Annotated in this window: 16 protein-coding genes; 7 read left to right on the top strand and 9 right to left on the bottom strand. The window is 72.5% G+C overall.

The genetic code is table 11. The features are described from left to right. The first annotated feature begins 3 nt into the window (after nucleotides 1–3). Nucleotides 4–645, top strand: a complete 642-nt coding sequence (locus AC07A6_RS23275) for a pentapeptide repeat-containing protein (protein ID WP_478778362.1) — start codon at nucleotides 4–6, stop codon at nucleotides 643–645. Between the two features lie 60 nt (nucleotides 646–705). On the opposite strand, the gene AC07A6_RS23280 is transcribed toward AC07A6_RS23275, so the two are convergent. Then, on the bottom strand, nucleotides 706–2,139 hold the full coding sequence (locus tag AC07A6_RS23280; protein ID WP_478778399.1) for an FAD-dependent monooxygenase: 1,434 nt from the start codon (nucleotides 2,137–2,139) through the stop codon (nucleotides 706–708). An 86-nt stretch (nucleotides 2,140–2,225) separates the two neighbouring features. Between AC07A6_RS23280 and AC07A6_RS23285 the strand changes: the two genes are divergently transcribed. Continuing rightward, nucleotides 2,226–2,888, top strand: a complete 663-nt coding sequence (locus tag AC07A6_RS23285; protein ID WP_478778363.1) for a TetR/AcrR family transcriptional regulator C-terminal domain-containing protein — start codon at nucleotides 2,226–2,228, stop codon at nucleotides 2,886–2,888. Further along, on the top strand, nucleotides 2,888–4,288 hold the full coding sequence (locus AC07A6_RS23290) for a pentapeptide repeat-containing protein (protein WP_478778364.1): 1,401 nt from the start codon (nucleotides 2,888–2,890) through the stop codon (nucleotides 4,286–4,288). Before AC07A6_RS23285 ends, AC07A6_RS23290 begins: the two co-directional genes overlap by 1 nt. 1 nt (nucleotide 4,289) lies before the next feature. Here the strand turns inward: AC07A6_RS23290 and AC07A6_RS23295 are convergent, their stop codons facing one another. From AC07A6_RS23295 to AC07A6_RS23305, 3 genes are all read right to left on the bottom strand, one after another. After that, entirely contained in the window at nucleotides 4,290–5,477 is a 1,188-nt protein-coding gene (locus AC07A6_RS23295) for a cytochrome P450 family protein (protein ID WP_478778365.1), read from the bottom strand. 10 nt (nucleotides 5,478–5,487) lie between these two features. Then, nucleotides 5,488–6,552 (bottom strand): cytochrome P450, encoded by a 1,065-nt coding sequence (locus AC07A6_RS23300; protein WP_478778366.1) that lies wholly within the window; start codon nucleotides 6,550–6,552, stop codon nucleotides 5,488–5,490. Nucleotides 6,553–6,655: 103 nt separating this feature from the next. Continuing rightward, nucleotides 6,656–6,736 (bottom strand): tryptorubin family RiPP precursor, encoded by an 81-nt coding sequence (locus AC07A6_RS23305; RefSeq protein ID WP_221265269.1) that lies wholly within the window; start codon nucleotides 6,734–6,736, stop codon nucleotides 6,656–6,658. Nucleotides 6,737–7,058: 322 nt separating this feature from the next. Between AC07A6_RS23305 and AC07A6_RS23310 the strand changes: the two genes are divergently transcribed. Continuing rightward, on the top strand, nucleotides 7,059–7,862 hold the full coding sequence (locus AC07A6_RS23310; protein WP_478778367.1) for an immunity 49 family protein: 804 nt from the start codon (nucleotides 7,059–7,061) through the stop codon (nucleotides 7,860–7,862). Nucleotides 7,863–7,885: 23 nt separating this feature from the next. Here AC07A6_RS23310 and AC07A6_RS23315 read toward each other — a convergent pair whose 3' ends face one another. The 5 genes from AC07A6_RS23315 to AC07A6_RS23335 form a co-directional block, all read right to left on the bottom strand. Next, nucleotides 7,886–8,308 carry a hypothetical protein gene (locus AC07A6_RS23315; RefSeq protein WP_478778368.1) on the bottom strand — a complete coding sequence of 141 codons (423 nt, stop codon included), beginning with the start codon at nucleotides 8,306–8,308 and terminating at the stop codon, nucleotides 7,886–7,888. 218 nt (nucleotides 8,309–8,526) lie between these two features. Continuing rightward, the gene (locus tag AC07A6_RS23320; RefSeq protein ID WP_362467639.1) at nucleotides 8,527–8,988 is read right to left on the bottom strand and encodes an ATP-binding protein; all 462 of its coding nucleotides are present in this window, start codon (nucleotides 8,986–8,988) and stop codon (nucleotides 8,527–8,529) included. A gap of 330 nt (nucleotides 8,989–9,318) precedes the next feature. Beyond that, complete coding sequence (locus tag AC07A6_RS23325) at nucleotides 9,319–10,236, bottom strand: acyl-CoA dehydrogenase family protein (protein WP_478778369.1); 918 nt, start codon at nucleotides 10,234–10,236, stop codon at nucleotides 9,319–9,321. 6 nt (nucleotides 10,237–10,242) lie between these two features. After that, nucleotides 10,243–11,397, bottom strand: coding sequence for an acyl-CoA dehydrogenase family protein (locus AC07A6_RS23330; protein ID WP_478778370.1), 1,155 nt, complete (start codon nucleotides 11,395–11,397; stop codon nucleotides 10,243–10,245). After that, nucleotides 11,397–12,590 carry an amidohydrolase family protein gene (locus AC07A6_RS23335; protein WP_362467645.1) on the bottom strand — a complete coding sequence of 398 codons (1,194 nt, stop codon included), beginning with the start codon at nucleotides 12,588–12,590 and terminating at the stop codon, nucleotides 11,397–11,399. The genes AC07A6_RS23330 and AC07A6_RS23335 overlap by 1 nt, the downstream gene beginning before the upstream one ends. A 153-nt stretch (nucleotides 12,591–12,743) precedes the next feature. Here AC07A6_RS23335 and AC07A6_RS23340 point away from each other — a divergent pair, with 153 nt between their 5' ends. From AC07A6_RS23340 to AC07A6_RS23350, 3 genes are all read left to right on the top strand, one after another. Continuing rightward, a complete protein-coding gene (locus AC07A6_RS23340; RefSeq protein ID WP_478778371.1) occupies nucleotides 12,744–14,402 on the top strand; it encodes a class I adenylate-forming enzyme family protein in 1,659 nt (552 codons plus the stop codon). Nucleotides 14,403–14,657: 255 nt separating this feature from the next. Further along, on the top strand, nucleotides 14,658–14,936 hold the full coding sequence (locus AC07A6_RS23345) for a hypothetical protein (protein ID WP_478778372.1): 279 nt from the start codon (nucleotides 14,658–14,660) through the stop codon (nucleotides 14,934–14,936). Nucleotides 14,937–15,117: 181 nt separating this feature from the next. Next, a complete protein-coding gene (locus tag AC07A6_RS23350) occupies nucleotides 15,118–16,761 on the top strand; it encodes a CHAP domain-containing protein (protein ID WP_478778373.1) in 1,644 nt (547 codons plus the stop codon). Nucleotides 16,762–16,838 lie beyond the last annotated feature (77 nt).

The following is a 16,838-nucleotide window of genomic DNA, read 5'->3' on the forward strand; positions in this document are numbered from 1 at the left end:
GGAGTGATCGACTCTTCTGGTATCCGTGATGAGGGCCGAATCGTACGCGTTTGGCCGGAAGATGCGGAAGCGGCCGCAACGCTGCGCAGTTGGGCTGCGCACGAGTTCGTCACGCTCGATGCAGCGGGGCTGGACCTGTCCGGCGTTGACCTGTCCCAGGCGAGTCTGGCGAACGCCCTCCTCACCGAGACGGCCCTCCGGGGAGCTCGGCTCGCCGGAGTGGACCTCTATCGATCACACCTCGAGGGAGCCGATCTCGGCGAGGCGGACCTTTCGGGGGCGTCCCTGGTGAAATCGGTGCTCGACCACGCGTCGCTGCGCCGAGCGGTGCTGAGCGGCGCCGACCTCGGGAGCGTCGAGATGTACAACGTCGATGCCTGCGCTGCTTCCTTTCGTGCGGCCTGCTTTCACGGTGCGTCCCTCACCGACGTCGATCTGCGAGGTGCCGATCTGACCGACGCGTCGGTGTCGGAATCCTTCCTGGAGGTTTTCCTCGACGACCAGACCGTGGTCGCAGGCCTCTCGGGCACGATCTTCGGTCCCGCGACAGTGGTGCGGGCTGATGCGCGACACGAGCTGGACGGGTCCGAACTGGAGTCGTGGCTCAACAGCCGCGGTGCGAAGGTCAGGGTCATCGCGTCTTGAACAGGACGCGGCGCCGGGGCAGAAGTCACCGCCGAGGTCGATGACTGCGAAACGCCGGCGCTACTCGCCCTGGAGTGAGACCCCGACCCGCGCGGCGTACGCCCGCAGGTCCGCCGAAGCAGCGGCGCCCGCCCAGGCCACGTAGCCGTCCGGGCGGATGAGGAACACGCCGTCGCCGTACGCCCCGTACGCCGGGATGCGGACCGTGCGGGCCCCCGGGAGGGCGGCCTCCGGGGCGGTGCCGACCGTCAGGAGGGTCCAGTGCGGGCCGCGGAAGGCGTCGAAGAGGCGGGTGCCGCCGCGGGTGCCGTCCGGGGCGCGGTCGCCGGCGCGGAGGGCGTCCGCCGGGAGGGCGGGGCGGGTTTCCGCCGCCAGGGAGGAGTCCCGGTAGCCCAGGCCGAGCTGGCGGGTGGCCGCGCCGCGGCGGGCCTCGCCGCGGTGGATGCGGGTCGACAGGCCCAGCATCTCGGCGGCGACCGGCAGGCGTTCCTCCTCGTACGTGTCGAGGAGGGCGGAGGGGGCCGTCCCGCGCAGGACCGCGGCCAGCTTCCAGCCCAGGTTGTACGCGTCCTGCACGCTGGTGTTGAGCCCCTGCCCGCCCGCCGGCGAGTGGACGTGCGCCGCGTCGCCGACGAGGAAGATCCGCCCCTCCCGGAACCGGTCGGCCATCGCCGCGCGCGGCCGGAAGTCCGACGCCCAGCGGACTTCGGTGACGTCGGCCGGGGCGATGTGCGAGCGGGCCGCGATCAGGGTGCGGACGGCAGCGGCCGAGAGGTCCACGGCCCCGTCCGACTGCGGGAGCGCCGCCGTCACCTGGAAGTCCTCCGTGCCGGCCAGCGGGCAGACCGCGAGGAAGCCGCCCTCGCCGTCGGCCGGCGGGAAGACGTGCCAGTGATCGCGGTCGAGGCCGGTGATGCGTACGTCGGCCACCAGCATCGGGGTCGGGTCGACGGTCTCCCCCGTCATCCCGATGCCGAGTGCGCGCCGCACCGTGGAGCGCCCGCCGTCGGCGGCGACCGCGTACCGCGCCCGGACCGCGGGGCCCGAGGCGAACTCGGCCGTCACCCCGTCCGCGTCCTGCGTGATGCCGGCCAGCTCCCGGCCGAAGGCGACCTCTCCGCCCAGTTCGGCAAGGCGGGCGAGGAGGATCTCCTGGGTGCGCCACTGGGGGACCATCCAGGGCTCGGCGTAGGGGGTGGCCTCGTCGGCCGTGCCGGTCTCGTCGGGGTCGAGGATGGCGTGCTCGCCGACCCGCTTCCCGTCCTGCCAGATCATCCCGACCGGGTAGGGGCCTCCCGCCGCGCGGACCGCGTCGTACACGCCGAGGTCGTCGAAAACCTCCAGCGTGCGCGGCTGGATGCCCTTGCCGCGCGATCCGGGGAAGAGGCCGGCGGAGCGTTCCACGAGCATGGCCCGCACCCCGCGCCGGGCGAGGTCCACGGCGAGGGCGAGTCCGGCCGGGCCCGCGCCGACGATCAGTACGTCCGTGTTCATTGCGTCCGTGTTCATCCCACTTCTCCTTAACAGTGTTAAGTAGCTGGCTCCACGAGAGTGCACTTAACACTGTTAAGCTGTCAAGCGTGGCTACCCGCAGATCTCCCAAGCTGGACAAGAAGCAGGCCGTCGAGACCTCCCTCCGCCTGCTGAACGACCTCGGCCTCGACGGCCTCAGCCTGCGCGCCATCGCCAAGGAGCTGGACGTCCAGGCGCCCGCCCTGTACTGGCACTTCAAGAACAAACAGGAGCTCCTCGACGAGATGGCGACGGAGATGTACCGCCGCATGACCGCCGAAGCGGCGCTCCCCGCGGACCTCTCCTGGCAGGACCGCCTCCTCGCCGCCAACCGCGCCCTGCGCGCCGCCCTGCTCCGCTACCGCGACGGCGCCAAGGTCTTCAGCGGCTCCCGCTTCACCGGCACCGAGCACGCCGCCCAGATGGAGGAGCACCTGACCGCCCTCACCGGCGCCGGGTTCACGCTCCCCCAGGCCGTCCGCGCCACCACCACCGCATACTTCTTCACCCTCGGCTTCGTCACCGAGGAGCAGGGCGTCGAGCCGCTCCCCGGCGAACGCCGCGAGGGCTACGACGTCGCCGAACGCGCCGAGCGCCTCGCTGCCTTCCCGCTGTCCGCCGAAGCCGGAGCCGACCTCTTCCAGGACTACGACCAGGGCTTCGAGGAAGGCCTGCGCCTGGTCGTCGCGGGCATCGAAGCCCGGTACGCCGCCCACCACGGAGCCGTCTGATGGCCGGCCGCGACTACGGATTCCTCGTCGCCGCGAAGCCCGACCCGGCCGCCCTCGGCCCGATACTCGACGCCGTCTTCGCCCTCGGCGAGGGGGCCGTCGAGGTCGGGCTCGAGGGAGAGACCGACGGCTGGCAGTGGGACACCCCGGTCCAGTGCGGGATCACCTGGTTCGAGCCCGGGGACATCTCCTGCCAGCTCCTCCTCTACGCCGGCCCGGACGTCCCGGACCCGCCCTCCGACGAGACCGTCGCGCGGGCCCTGGCCCGGGGCCTGGGCACGGCCGTACTGATCGAGCACGCCACCCAACCGTGGATCCACCACGTACTCACCCCCGGCGGCGGATCCACCATCGCCGCCATCGAGGACCTGGACGGCGAGGACGCCCCCGCCCTCCGCGTCACCATCACCCAGGCCGGCGTCGCCGCCTTCCCCGACGCCGCCGTACGCGGGCTCCCCGAGGCCGTCCGGTCCGTGCCCTTCGCCCCCCGCGGCACCGACCCCCGCCTCTGGGCCTGGACTGACCTCATCAGCCGCATGGAAGCCGGGGGATGGCCGCCCCTGCGCTGGTACGGGCCCGACATGTACGCGGAGGACCTCGACGCCCGGGACGCGCTGCGCGGCAGCGACCTGGAGGGTGATCCCCGCCTCGAAGCCCTCGACGCCCGCTTCCGGGCCGTCACCGTCGACGACGCCGGCCACGAGCTCGGCTCCGACCCGGCGGCCGCGCCCTGGTACCGGCTGCGGCGGCCCGCCGTACTGCCGTGGCGGGTGCTGCTGCCCGCCGACCCGGAGGCGGCCGGCTGGCTGTGGAAGTGGGTCGAGGAGGGCGCCGAGGGCAAGCCCGGCGGGACCGACATGACCGGCCTCGACCTCAGCGGCGCCGACCTGACCGGGGCCGACTTCTCCTCGTCCCTGTTCATCGACACCAAGCTGGCCGGCACCCGCCTGGTCGGCGCCGACTTCTACCGCACCTGGCTACAGCGGGCCGACCTGTCCGGCGCCGACGCCACCGGCGCCTGCTTCGTACGGGCCGACCTCGACGGAGCCGACCTGCGCGGCACCGTCCTCGACGGGGCGGACCTCGTACGCGCCGAGCTGTACGGGGCCGACGCGCGCGGCGCGAGCCTGCGCGGCGCCCGCATCCTGGGGGCGGAACTCCACCACACCGACCTGCGCGGGGCCGACCTCAGCGGCGCGGTGCTGCGGGAGAACGGCTTCAAGGTGGTGCTGGACGACACCACCCGCGTGGCGGGCCTGACCGGCACGGTCTTCGGCCCGGCGGAACACGTCGCGGCGGACGGCGCCCGCACCGCCCTCGCCGGGACCGCCCTGGAGGACTGGATCCGGGCGCGCGGAGGCGACGTACGCGTAATCGCACCCTGGGGCCCCCGGCCCTGACTCAGCGCAGCAGCACCGGCAGGGTGCGCAGTCCCCGGTGGCGCGGGTTGCGCCACCACAGCGGGCGGGCGCCGGGCGCGGCCGGGCGCAGCGCCGGGTAGCGGGCGAGGAGCGCCCCGAAGGCGATCTCGGCCTGCAGCCGGGCCAGGGGTGCTCCGAGGCAGTGGTGGATGCCGTGCCCGAAGGCGAGGTGGCCGGCGGTGGGGCGGGAGGAGTCGAAGCGGTCGGGGTCGGCGAAGACGGCGGGGTCCCGGTTGGCCGACAGCATGGAGATCTGCACGAACTCCCCGGCGGGGACGGTGGTGCCGCCGATGGTCACGGGCTGCGTGGTGTAGCGCATGGTGGCGATGGAGAACGGGCTCTCGTGGCGCAGCACCTCCTCGATGAACGGGCCCGTCCGGGCGGCCGGGTCGGCGCGCAGCGCGGCCAGTTCGCGGGGGTGGGTGAGGAGGGCGTGGACGCCGTTGGAGATGAGGTTGGCGGTGGTCTGGTGGCCGGCCGCCACCAGCAGGAACCCCATGGAGGTGATCTCCTGCTCGCTGAGCCGGTCGCCTTCGTCGCGGGCCGTGATGAGCGCGGTCAGCAGGTCGTCGCCGGGGTGCGCGCGCTTGTGGTCGATGAGTGCGCGGATGTGCCCGACCAGCGCCTCGGCGGTGTCGACGGAGACCTCCCCGTCTCCCTCCTCACCGCTGAGGGTGGCGGCCCAGGCCTTGAGGATGCCGTCGGCGCCCTCGCTCGCGCCCAGCAGGTCGAAGACCACCGCGAGCGGCAGCGGCACGGCGAAGTCCCGCACCAGGTCGACTGCCGGACCGCGTCCCTCCATCTCGTCCAGCAGCCTCCTCACGTGCCCCTCGATCACCGGCCGCAGGGCGGCCACCCGCCGTGCCGTGAACGCCTGCTGGACCAGGCGGCGCAGCCGGGTGTGGGCGGGCGGGTCGGAGTTGAGCATGTGCGCGGTCAGCGCCCGCCCGGGACCCGGGCCCTCCTCGGAGCCGTCGCGGCGGTCGAAGACCTCGGTCGCGGCGTTCTTGCTGAGCCGGGGGTCGGCGAGCGCGGCCCGGCAGTCGGCGTGCCCGGTGACCACCCACCCCTCCAGCGGCGCCTCCCCGAGGATCCGCACCCGGTGCGCACCGCCCGCCAGCTCCCGCCAGCGCCGGCAGTCGGGGTGCGGGTCGTCGAAGAAGGACACCGGCACCTCCTCAACGCCCACGCCGCACCGCCGCCCCCTTGACCAGGCGTACGTCCTCCACCCCGAGCAGCCCGACCAGCGGCACCTTCGCGCTGCGCTGCGCGGGGTCGACCTCCAGCCCGGCGCCCCGGACGAGGTCCAGCAGCAGCTCGGCGAGCGGCATCACCATGTGCCGGCCCCAGCAGCGCTCGGAGGAGTGCCCGAAGGGGAGGTAGCCGGGGGCGGTGTCGGGGTCGAGGTGGTCCCACCGTTCGGGCCGGAAGGCGTCGGGGTCCTCCCACAGTGCGGGGTCCCGGTGGGACAGCAGGGGCAGGACGAGTACGTCGTCCAGGTCGCCGATGCGCGCGTCGATGGCCCGGTACTCGGGGGAGGCGTAGCGCAGGATGTTCCAGGAGGGCGGCAGCAGCCGGGCAGCCTCGTGGAGGACGTTGCGGTTCGGGGTGCTCTCGTCGAAGGGGGAGCCGAGCCAGAGGGCGTTGGCGACGAGGGTGGAGACGGTGAAGCAGACGGGCGCGGCGGCCCTCCGGTAGATCCCCATCGCGTAACGCCGGTCGTGATAACTCCCGGCCTCGGCGAACAGCCGCGCAATTCCACTGCCCGCCTCACCGGACCTCCCCCACCGGGGAATTGCGGCACCGGCGGCGATCACCGACCAGGTGAGTTTCGGGGTCAGTTCGAGATTCCGGCTCATGAGAATGCGCAGCCGGCGCGGGTCGTTCCCGAGAATGAGATCGCGTAAGAACAGATGCCCGGTGAGGGGCCAGCTCCCGGCGAGATCGACGCTCCGCACCAACGGCCGTTCCAGGGCCTCCCGTACGTCCTTCCCGATGACGCGCATGACGGCCGCGGCCTCGTTGCGCTCGATGGATCGGCCGTGCAGGGGCTTGAAGGTGGGGCGTTCGGTCTCGGTGGCGCGGCGCGCGGCGAGGATCCGGTCGGCCAGCTCGTGGCCTGCGACGCCCATGGTGTCGGGCTCCAGCCGGAAGGCGTCCTTGCCGGTGTGCTCGCGCAGCAGGGCGTCCAGCCGGGGCGCGAACTGCGTGGTCCGCGCGGCCGGAGGGGAGGCGATGGACATGCGGAACTCCGATGTATCCGTTGTATCGGTTGTTTCCGTCCAGCCGACGGTCGGCGCCTCGGCGCCGCCCCGGCCGCCGGGCGGCCGGGGCGGCTGTGCCGGTCTAGTACCAGAAGTACCAGGCGCTCTTCTTGAGGCTCTTCTGACCGGAAACAGCGTTACGGATGGCAAAAAGCATCTTCATCGCCGTACCCCCTCTCCCAATCCATGGCTTGTGGCCGAATCAAAGGATCACGGACCGCCGCCGGAGGCGTACCGACGACGGCCCGCTGAGAATGCGCCGCCACCGTAAGCACCCCCCGGACCCCAAAACAACGCCCCCTTGCCCTTTATGTACGCTCCTACCAACCCCACCCCCCAATTCCGGCCTCCCACCCCCGACTTCCCGCCGATCTGCCCCCGGAGCGAAACCCGCCGCACGCCTTTCCCCTCCGCCCCGGCCTCCCGTGTGCGTCGAGTTTGTGATCGCAGCAGCTCGCCGGTAGACAGGTTCGATGAGTCATGAGGTGACTGCGACCGTTACCCGGCACTCGTTCCCCACGGAACATGCCGCCGAGGGTCTTGCGGTACTGACCAGAAGTGCGGGTCGGCTGCTCGGCGGCCTGGAGGAGCCCCCCACCGAGCTGGGGGACGCCCTGCGGCTGACGCTCACCCTGGCGAAGTCGCACTGCCTCTTGGACCCCGAGGCCGGCGAGCTCGCCACCTGGGAGGCGTGGGTCACCGCCATGCAGACCGGCTCCGCGCTGTTCGCCGCGGCCACCACGACGGGCGCTGACCGTCAAGCCGACGCGGGAGCCTGGCTGGCGGCCTTCTACCTGGCGGTCGTCTGCCGGGAGAAGGCGCGGCTGACGGCCCTGTGCCAGGTCCCCGTCTCTCTCCTCCGCGAGGCCGAAGCCACTTACGACGAGTACGTCTACGCATGGGTGGACACCCTGCAGACCTACTGGCTCGGCGGCTCCGATCTGGTCGGCAAGCTGGTCGCCGCAGTCGACGGGACCGACCCGTCGGTCGTCGCCATCGCCGACCACGAGGTGACGGCGAAGATCCTCTATCCGCCGATGGAGCTGTTCCACCGCCTCGTGCGCGAGGACCACGACAACTTCAACCGGGCACTGAACGAGGCGCTCCGTTGGCACAAGAACTACTGGAGCGACGAGGACCGGGCGCTTCAGGCAAGCGGTCTCGTCGCGCTCGCCCCGCTGGCCATGGCCTGCTTCGCCTACGACGCGGGCTTCCCCGTCGAAGTCCGCTCGGAGTACCTGCCGAAGTACCTGCTGGAACGCGCATGGGCCGGCGAGTTCCCGACCTGACCGGCGGCGCTCCCGCCCCGCGGCTACGACAGCCGGACCGCCCCCGACGCGTCCGGCGTGATCGGCTCCGGGTCGGTGTTCTCGTAGAAGCGGAGGGTGCCCAGCGGGGCCCCGGGGGTGGTGAGGTGGGGGGTCAGGGCTTCCAGGAACTGTTCCACGTCCGGGAGGGTCTCGGTGTGGATCTCCTGGCGGGCCGTGAGGGTCCAGCCGGCCGGGGTGCGGGTGAGGTCCGCGGTGCACTCGCCGCCCACGCGGTGCGCCGGGCCGTGGTACGCCAGGACCTTGAGGGGCGGGTGGATGTACTCGCCCTCCTCCGTGTACTCGGCGTCGGCGTCCTCGGCGTCCCAGTCGTACGGCTCCATGTGCTCGCGGATCAGCGCGAGGACCGGCTCCGGGGTGGAGGGGGCGAGGGTCAGGGCGAGTTCGAGTGCGTGGAGGTCGGCCATGCGGCCGAGACTACGCAGCCGCAGTGACAGCGGCAGTGACAGCGGCAGCCGCGGTGGAACCTGCGGGTGGCGGCGTGCGGTCGTGCACGCCCCGAGCGCGGCACGGCAGCCGCCACCCCACGACCCGCACTCGTCAAGGCACAGGACCCTTGGCGTCCCCTCGCGACGAATCGCTCACCACCAGGGTGATCAACAGGTGACGAACCGTCAACACCTCGTTAGAGGTACACGCGCGGTTCCCGCATAAGCCCACAATTTTTCGGAGCCTGCTCTGGAGCCTCCGCCACGCCGCCCGCCGCGCGGTCGACCTCGCACCAGATGCGCTTGCCGGCGCCCTCGCGCTGCCAGCCCCAGCGGTCCGCGAGGCCGTCCACCAGCTCCAGGCCGCGCCCGCCGGTGTCCTCCCCGCCGGCCTGGCGCCTGGCCGGGGCGCGGTCGCTGGCGTCGGTCACCTCGACCCGCACCCCCGGCTCCCCGAACAGCATCCGCAGTACGGCCGGACAGCCGGTGTGCACGACCGCGTTCGTGACCAGCTCGGAGATCAGCAGGATCAGCGTCTCGGCGAGCGGTTCGTCGTCCCCCATCCCCGAGCCCGCCAGCCGGGACCGCGCCCACCGGCGCGCCCGGCCGACCTCGGCGGGGTCGGGTCCTACCTCAAGCTGTACCTGAAGCACCTGCACCGCTCACACCATCCGAACCGGCGGACACTTCGCCTCGCGACAGGATGGGATCACCGACTGTGATCCCCGTGCCGAGCAGCATGGTTGACATACAGTCACCACAACAAGCGCTTCGGGCATATTCCAGCGCGAAGGAGTAGGCGTGGTGCATACTGTGCGACGCTCACGCCGCTCAACCGCTCGCATCGTGGGAGCGTATCGCGGCACGCCCCCGCCTCCGGGCCGCATCGAGGCGGGCGAAGGACACAAACCGATATCAACTCTCTGTAATCGGACATGCGTCCCGCGCCGTCCCCGCCGTGCCCTCCCGCGGCCTCCCGTAACACCGCGCTACCCCGCCCCCGCCTCCGCCGGCAGCGCCTCCGCCAGCAGCGCGTCCGCGAGCAGCTCCTCCGCCCGCTCCGCCGTGCGCCACTGCTGTGCCCGCACCCAGGCCCGCTTCAGGTGCAGGTGGACGTCCGCCTCCCACGTGAAGCCCATCCCGCCGTGCACCTGGAGGCAGTCCCGGGCCCCCCGCACCGCCGCCCCGTCCGCGAGCAGCTTGGCGGCGGCGATCTCGGCCGGGTCGGCGGTGACGGCCGCCGCGTAGACCGCGGTACGGGCCACCTCGGCCCGCACCAGCATCCGCGAGCACAGGTGCTTGACGGCCTGGAAGCCCCCGATGGGCTGCCCGAACTGCTCGCGCTCCCCCGCGTACCGCACCGCCAGCTCCACCGTCCGCAGCGCGCTCCCGACCTGGAGCGCCGCCGTCAGCAGCGCCCCGGTGTCCCGGTATCCGGCAGGAACCGGTTCACCGGAGGCCCGCCACAGCGGGGTCAGCGGGTCCGCCGAGCGCACCGGCACCCCGGCCGGCACCTCCGGCATCCCCAGCACGGCGTCCGCCCCGCCCAGGTGGGCCACGAGCGGCCCGTCCAGGTCGAAGGCCGTCACCACCGCCGAGCCCGAGTCCGCCCCCGGGACCACTCCGGCTGCCAGGTGGGTGGCCACCAGCGGCCCGGGCAGCAGCACCCGCCCGGCCTCCTCGAAGACGAGCACCGCCTCCGGCAGGCCGAGCCCCACCCCGCCCTCGGACTCCGGCAGCCGCAGGGCGAAGAAGCCCGCCTCCCCCAGCTCCCGCCAGAGCCCCCGGTCCACCCCCGCCCCCCGCTCCACGTCGGAGCGCAGCGCCTCGCGCCCGTACCGCCCCGCGAGGAGGTCCCGGATGCCCGCCCGCACGTCCCGCTGGTCCTGCGTCAGCCGGAAGTCCACGACCGCTCACCGTCCCTTCGGGAGGCCGAGGATCCGCTCGGCCACGATGTTGTGCTGGATCTGCGAGGTGCCCGCCGCGATGGTGTAGGACAGCGAGGAGAGCCGCTCGGCCGTCCACTCCCGCTCCAGTGACAGGGATTCCGCGCCCAGGACCTCCGCGGCCGCCTCGTACAGCTCCTGCCGCGCGTGCGAGTACGCCAGCTTGAACACGCTGCCGCCCGTGCCGGGGACTCCGCCCGAGCCCTGCGACTCGCTGACGTTCCACTGCGTCAGCCGCCACAGGGCCCCGAACTCCCCGTACAGCCGGCCCAGCCGCCGGCGCAGTACCGGGTCGTCCCAGCGGCCGTTCTCCTTCGCGGCCCGGGCCAGCGCGCCCAGCGTCCGCCGGCAGGCGACGACCTCGCCGACGAAGGCGGTGCCGCGTTCGAAGGACAGGGTCACCATGGTGACCCGCCAGCCGTCGTTCTCGGCGCCGACCCGGTTCGCCACCGGCATCCGGACCTCGTCCAGGAAGACCTCCGCGAACTCGGCCGACCCCGCGAGCGTGCGCAGCGGCCGGACCGTGACGCCGGGCGCGTCCATCGGCATCGCCAGCCAGGTGATCCCCCGGTGCTTGGGCGCCGCCGGGTCGGTGCGCACCAGCAGCTCGCACCAGTCGGCGACCTCGGCGTGCGAGGTCCAGATCTTGGAGCCGGTGACCACGTAGGCGTCCCCGTCGCGCACCGCCCGGGTGCGCAGGGAGGCCAGGTCGGAGCCGGCGCCGGGCTCGCTGAAGCCCTGGCACCACACCTCGTCCCCGCGCAGTACGGGCGGCAGCCAGCGCGCCCGCTGCTCGGGGGTGCCCTCGGCGGCGATGGTCGGGCCCGCGTGCAGCAGGCCGACGAAGTTCGCGCCGACGTACGGGGCGCCCGCGCGTTCGGTCTCCTCCAGGAAGATCAGGTGCTGGGTCGGGGTGGCGCCGCGCCCGCCGGCGTCGACGGGCCAGTGCAGGCCCGCGTAGCCGGCGTCGTACAGCCGCCGCTGCCAGCCGAGGTCGTAGGCGCGCCGGCCGGGCCAGTCGTCGGGTGAGGGCTTGGCGGGCAGCTCGGGCAGCGCCTTGGCGAGCCATTCGCGCAGCCGGGCGCGGAAGTCCTGCTCCTCCTCCGAGTAGGCCAGGTCCATCAGACGAGGTCCAGGCCGAGCATGCGGATGGCGTTGCCGCGCATGAGCTTGTGGACCGTCTCCTCGTCGAGGCCCTTCACGTGGTCGAGGGCGACCTCCTTGGTGTGCGGGAAGGTCGAGTCGACGTGCGGGTAGTCGGTCTCGAAGGTGGCGTTGTCGCGGCCGACGACGTCCAGCGAGGCGATGCCGTGCTTGTCGCGGAAGAAGCAGCAGAAGATCTGCCGGTAGTAGTACGTGGACGGCGGCTCGGGGATGAGGTCGCGGACCCCGCCCCAGGCGCGGTGCTCCTGCCAGACGTCGTCGGCGCGCTCCAGGGCGTACGGGATCCAGCCCATCTGGCCCTCGCTGTAGGCGAGCTTCAGCGCCGGGAACTTGACCAGCACCCCGCTGAAGAGGAAGTCCATCATCGAGGCCATGGCGTTGTTGAAGCTCAGCGAGGCCTGGACGGCGGGCGGCGCGTCGGGGGAGGCGGCGGGCATCTGGGAGGAGGACCCGATGTGCATGTTGACGACGGTGCCGGTCTCCTGGCAGACGGCGAAGAAGGGGTCCCAGTACCCGGAGTGGATGGACGGCAGCCCCAGGTGGGTGGGGATTTCGGAGAAGGTGACGGCCCGGACCCCGCGGGCGGCGTTGCGGCGGATCTCGGCGACGGCGAGGCCGATGTCCCAGAGCGGGATGATGCACAGCGGGATCAGCCGGCCGCCGCTGTCGCCGCACCACTCCTCGACCATCCAGTCGTTGTAGGCGCGCACGCAGGCCAGCGCCACTTCCTTGTCCTTGGCCTCGGCGAAGGTCTGCCCGCAGAAGCGCGGGAAGGTCGGGAAGCACAGGGAGGCCTCGACGTGGTTGAGGTCCATGTCGAGGAGCCGCGCCTTGGGGTCCCAGCAGCCGCGGCGCATCTCCTCGCGGGTGATGCCCTCCAGGGTCATGTCGTCGCGGTCGAAGCCGACGGCGGCGATGTTGCGCTTGTACGGGAACTTCAGGTCCTCGTAGATCCACCAGTCGGTGGGCGGGCCGTCGGGGTCCATGGAGATCACGTACTTGCCGCCGGTGTACTCCAGCTCCCCGATCCCGGCGGTGAGGGCCTTGGGGCCGCGGTCGCGGTACTTCGCGGGCAGCCACACGTCGAAGAGGTGGGCGGGCTCGATCACGTGGTCGTCGACGCTGATGATCCGAGGCAGTTCCAGTGCCATGGGCGCGCGCTCCTTCTCCCCAATCTGATGCATCGTCAGAAACAAGCTAGCCCCGCCACCCCTGGACCGACAAGCGCACGAGCCCTACGCTCTGCCCTTGATCTGACTAACCGTCAGCTGGCGCCCGGCCGGCAAGCCCAGGGGAGGTCCGCGATGACGACCACGGAAACGGCGGCGCAGACGGCGGCAGAAGCGGCGGCGCAGACGGCGACGGAAGCGGCCGCGGCGGACAAGGACACGGCGGACGAGGACACGGCCACCGCCACCGCCCTCGGCCGGTCCGCGACCCTGTGGGAGCTGATCGCCCGCCGCGCCGCCCTCACCCCCGCCGCCACGGTCCTCATCGAGGCCGCCGAGCAGCCCCCCGCCGAGGGAGCGGCCGACCGCACCCTCACCTTCGGCGCCCTGCGCGACCGCGCCGAACGCGTCGCCGCGGGCCTGTACGGCATGGGCGTACGCCCCGGCACCGTCGTCGCCTGGCAGCTCCCGACCCGCATCGAGACCGTGCTGCTGTCCGCCGCCCTCGCCCGGCTCGGCGCCGTCCAGTCCCCCGTGATCCCCTTCTACCGCGACCGCGAGGTCGGCTTCGCGCTGCGCGAGTCCAAGGCCGAGTTCTTCGCCGTACCCGGCTTCTGGCGCGGCTTCGACCACACCGCCATGGCCCACCGGCTCGGCGCCCGCGGCGTCTTCGAGGCGTACGCGAACCTCCCCGACGGCGACCCGGCCGTACTGCCCCCGCCGCCCGCCGACGGCACCTCCGTCCGCTGGATCTACTGGACCTCCGGCACCACCTCCGACCCCAAGGGCGTCCTGCACACCGACCGCTCCCTCATCGCCGGCGGCTCCTGCCTGGCCCACGCCCTGCACCTGACCCCGGCCGACGTCGGCTCGATGGCCTTCCCCTACGCGCACATAGCCGGCCCCGACTACACGGTGATGCTGCTGCTGTACGGCTTCCCCGCCGTCCTCTTCGAGAAGTTCGCGATGCCGGACGCGCTCGCGGGCTACCGCCGCCACCGCGTCACCGTCGCCGGCGGCTCCACCGCCTTCTACTCCATGTTCCTCGCCGAACAGCGCAAGGACCCCTCGGTGAAGCTCCTCCCGAGCCTGCGGCTGCTCGCGGGCGGCGGCGCCCCCAAACCCCCGGAGATCTACCACGCCGTGGTCCGCGAACTGGGCTGCCAGCTCACCCACGGCTACGGCATGACCGAGGTACCGATGATCACCATGGGCTCCCCGGACGACACCCCGGAGAACCTCGCCACCACCGAGGGCCGCCCCCCGCAGGGCATGTCCATCCGCATCACCACCCCCGACGGCACACCCCTGCCCGCCGGCACCGACGGCGAGGTCCGGCTGCGCGGCGAGGCCGTCTGCCAGGGCTACCTGAACCGGCCGGACACCGGCGAGGAGACCTTCGACGCCGACGGCTACCTGATCACCGGCGACCTCGGCCACCTCACCCCCTCCGGCCACCTGGTCCTCACCGGACGCAGCAAGGACGTGATCATCCGCAAGGGCGAGAACATCTCGGCGAAGGAGGTCGAGGACCTCCTCCACCAGCTCCCCGGCGTCGCCGACGCCGCCGTCATCGGCCTGCCCGACGAGGAGCGCGGCGAACGCGTCTGCGCCGTCGTCGAGCAGCCGCCCGGCACCGCCCCCCTCACCCTGCCCCAGGTCACCGCGTACCTGCGCTCCCAGGGGCTCTCCCCGCACAAGCTCCCCGAACAGCTGGAACTGGTCGACGCGCTGCCCCGCAACGACGCCCTGCGCAAGGTGCTGAAGTACCGGCTGCGCGAGCGCTACAGCTGAACCCGAGCCGGACTCCGGCGGGGCCTGACACCAAGGTGTCAGGCCCCTTGGTGCCGGTGCGAAAACCTTCCCCGGCTCCCGGCGGCCCAGCAGGATGGTGATCACCGGAAAGGCAGCGGGAACGCCTTCCGGATCCACCGGAACCAGTCGCAGGCCAGGGGGCACCGCCATGTCCAGAACCACTCAGCTCACCGCGCTCCGCACGCTCGCGATCCGCAACACCGCGGACCGCTGCATCGGGTGGGACTGAACGGCATGCTCCTCGTCCGACTGCCCCTCATCAGCCACACCGGGGCACCGGGTACGGAAAGCGGGGCGAGCCTCCTCCAGGACGCCCTCTGGGCCCACGCCGGCCCGCAGCACGCCCTCGAACACGTACGGGTGCGCCCCCTCCCCGAGGGGATGAGCGTGGCCCTGTTCGTCCGGGCCGAGAACGACGCACAGGCCCACGAGAAGGCCCGCGCCCTGCTCACCGCCGTCCTCGGGACCGGCGCGGCCCGCCACTACTTGATGGGCCCCCTGATCCCCAACTGACCCACCGCACCACCTTCTCCGGCCCACCGGCCACCCGGTCCACCGACCGCTGTTCCTGCAGGGCAGCCGTCCCACCGGCACCACGGTGCGCGCCCCACCCCTTCCGGCCTCGACCAGGCCCGCCCGCGGCACACGCACGCGGCACCACCACACGCCTCTCCACGCCCACAGGAGCTCAGCCATGCCCAAGAACCTCAAGGCCACCGCCGTCCGCGTCGCCTCCGCCTCGGCCCTCGCCGCGACCGCCGCCACCATGGTCTTCGTGTCGCCGGCCAGCGCCTCGGCGCTCACCGACGGCATCGCCGCGACGGCCCGCGCCGAGAACGGCAACGGGGCCTGCGCCCACGGCGGTTACGTCGGCGGACCGAACCAGAACAGCAGCTGCTACAACGGCCAGAGAACCCACGCCTGGTGCGCCGACTTCGCCGGCTGGGTCTGGGCCCGCAACGGGGTCACCGGCCTGTCGACCCTGAACGACCTGGCGGACAGCTTCTACGACTACGGCGTCAAGTACGGCACCCTCTCCAACACCCCGCACGTCGGCGACGCGGTCGTCTACAACCACGGCGGCGGCTACTCGGACGACCACGTCGCCATCGTCACCGGGATCTCCGGCAACACCGTCACCATCACGGGCGGCAACCAGGGCGGCTTCCCCGGCCACGTGAGCACCAACAGCACCACCAACTGGCAGGTGGGCTCCTCGCCGTGGGGCCAGCGGATCAGCGGCTACATCTCCCCGGCCGGCTCGAACGCGCCCTCCTACCCGAACCCCGCCTCGCTGGCGGACGGCACCCTCGTCAAGTCGCCCAACGACCCGGCCGTGAAGGTCATGATCAAGGGCGCCGGCGTGCCCGTGGCCGGCTCCGACGTCGCCCCGGACAAGTACGACCTCAGCAAGATCGTGCTGATCGACGAGTCGGCGTTCCGCTCGCTGGCGAGCGCCCCGCCGTCCGGCACAGTGGTCCACGACCAGGCCGGCGGCGCCGAGCGGTACGTGATCGTCGACGGTGCCGCCCTGAAGATCGGCGCCGAGGACTGGACGGCCGCCGGCTACAACCAGCGCCCGGACATGGGCGTCCCGACGGCCTGGCTGAAGACCGCCACGCAGCGCCAGATGACCACGGGCCTGGTCGTCATGGACCAGACCGGCAAGGACCCGGCCCGCTACGTGATGGTGGAGGGCGGCGCCCTGCACATCACCGAGCCCGAGTGGACGGCCGGCAAGTACAACGAGATGACCCTCATGGGCGTCCCCGGCGAGTGGCTGAAGGCCGCCGTCGCCAAGGCCCCGGCCAACGGCACCGTGGTCATGGACCAGAACGGCGGCCCCGCCCGCTACGTGATGGTCAACGGCACCGCCGTGCACATCTCCGGCACCGAGTGGACGGCCAACGGCTACAACCAGCGGCCCGAGATGGGCGTCCCCAGCACCTGGCTCGGCAAGGCAGTCAACAAGCAGCTGGCCAACGGCACCGTCGTCAAGAAGGCCGACGACCCCACCATCTACGTGATGGCCGGCGGCAAGGCCGTCCCGCTCACCTGGTCCGACTTCACCGGCCTCGGCTACGACAAGCGCCCGCTGGAGGTCATCCCCGGCACCTGGCTGGGCACGGCCGTCGCCAAGGCGGTCCCCGCCGACGGCACGATGCTCCTCGCCCAGGGCGACGCCACCGTCTGGCAGGTCACCGGCGGCAAGAAGCGGGCCATGACCGCCGACGAGTTCGGCCCCGGCAAGCTCAGCTTTGACGACGTCGTCAGCGTCCCCGCCGCGCTCGTCACCGCCCTGCCGACGGTCACGCCGACCACCCCGCCGGCCGTCTGACGGTCCCTCGGCACCGCCTGAGCACCACCCTCCCGAGCACCACCCCGAGCCGCCCGGCCCCCGCCGGCCGGGCGGCC

This window comes from Streptomyces sp. NPDC044002 (assembly GCF_056434525.1).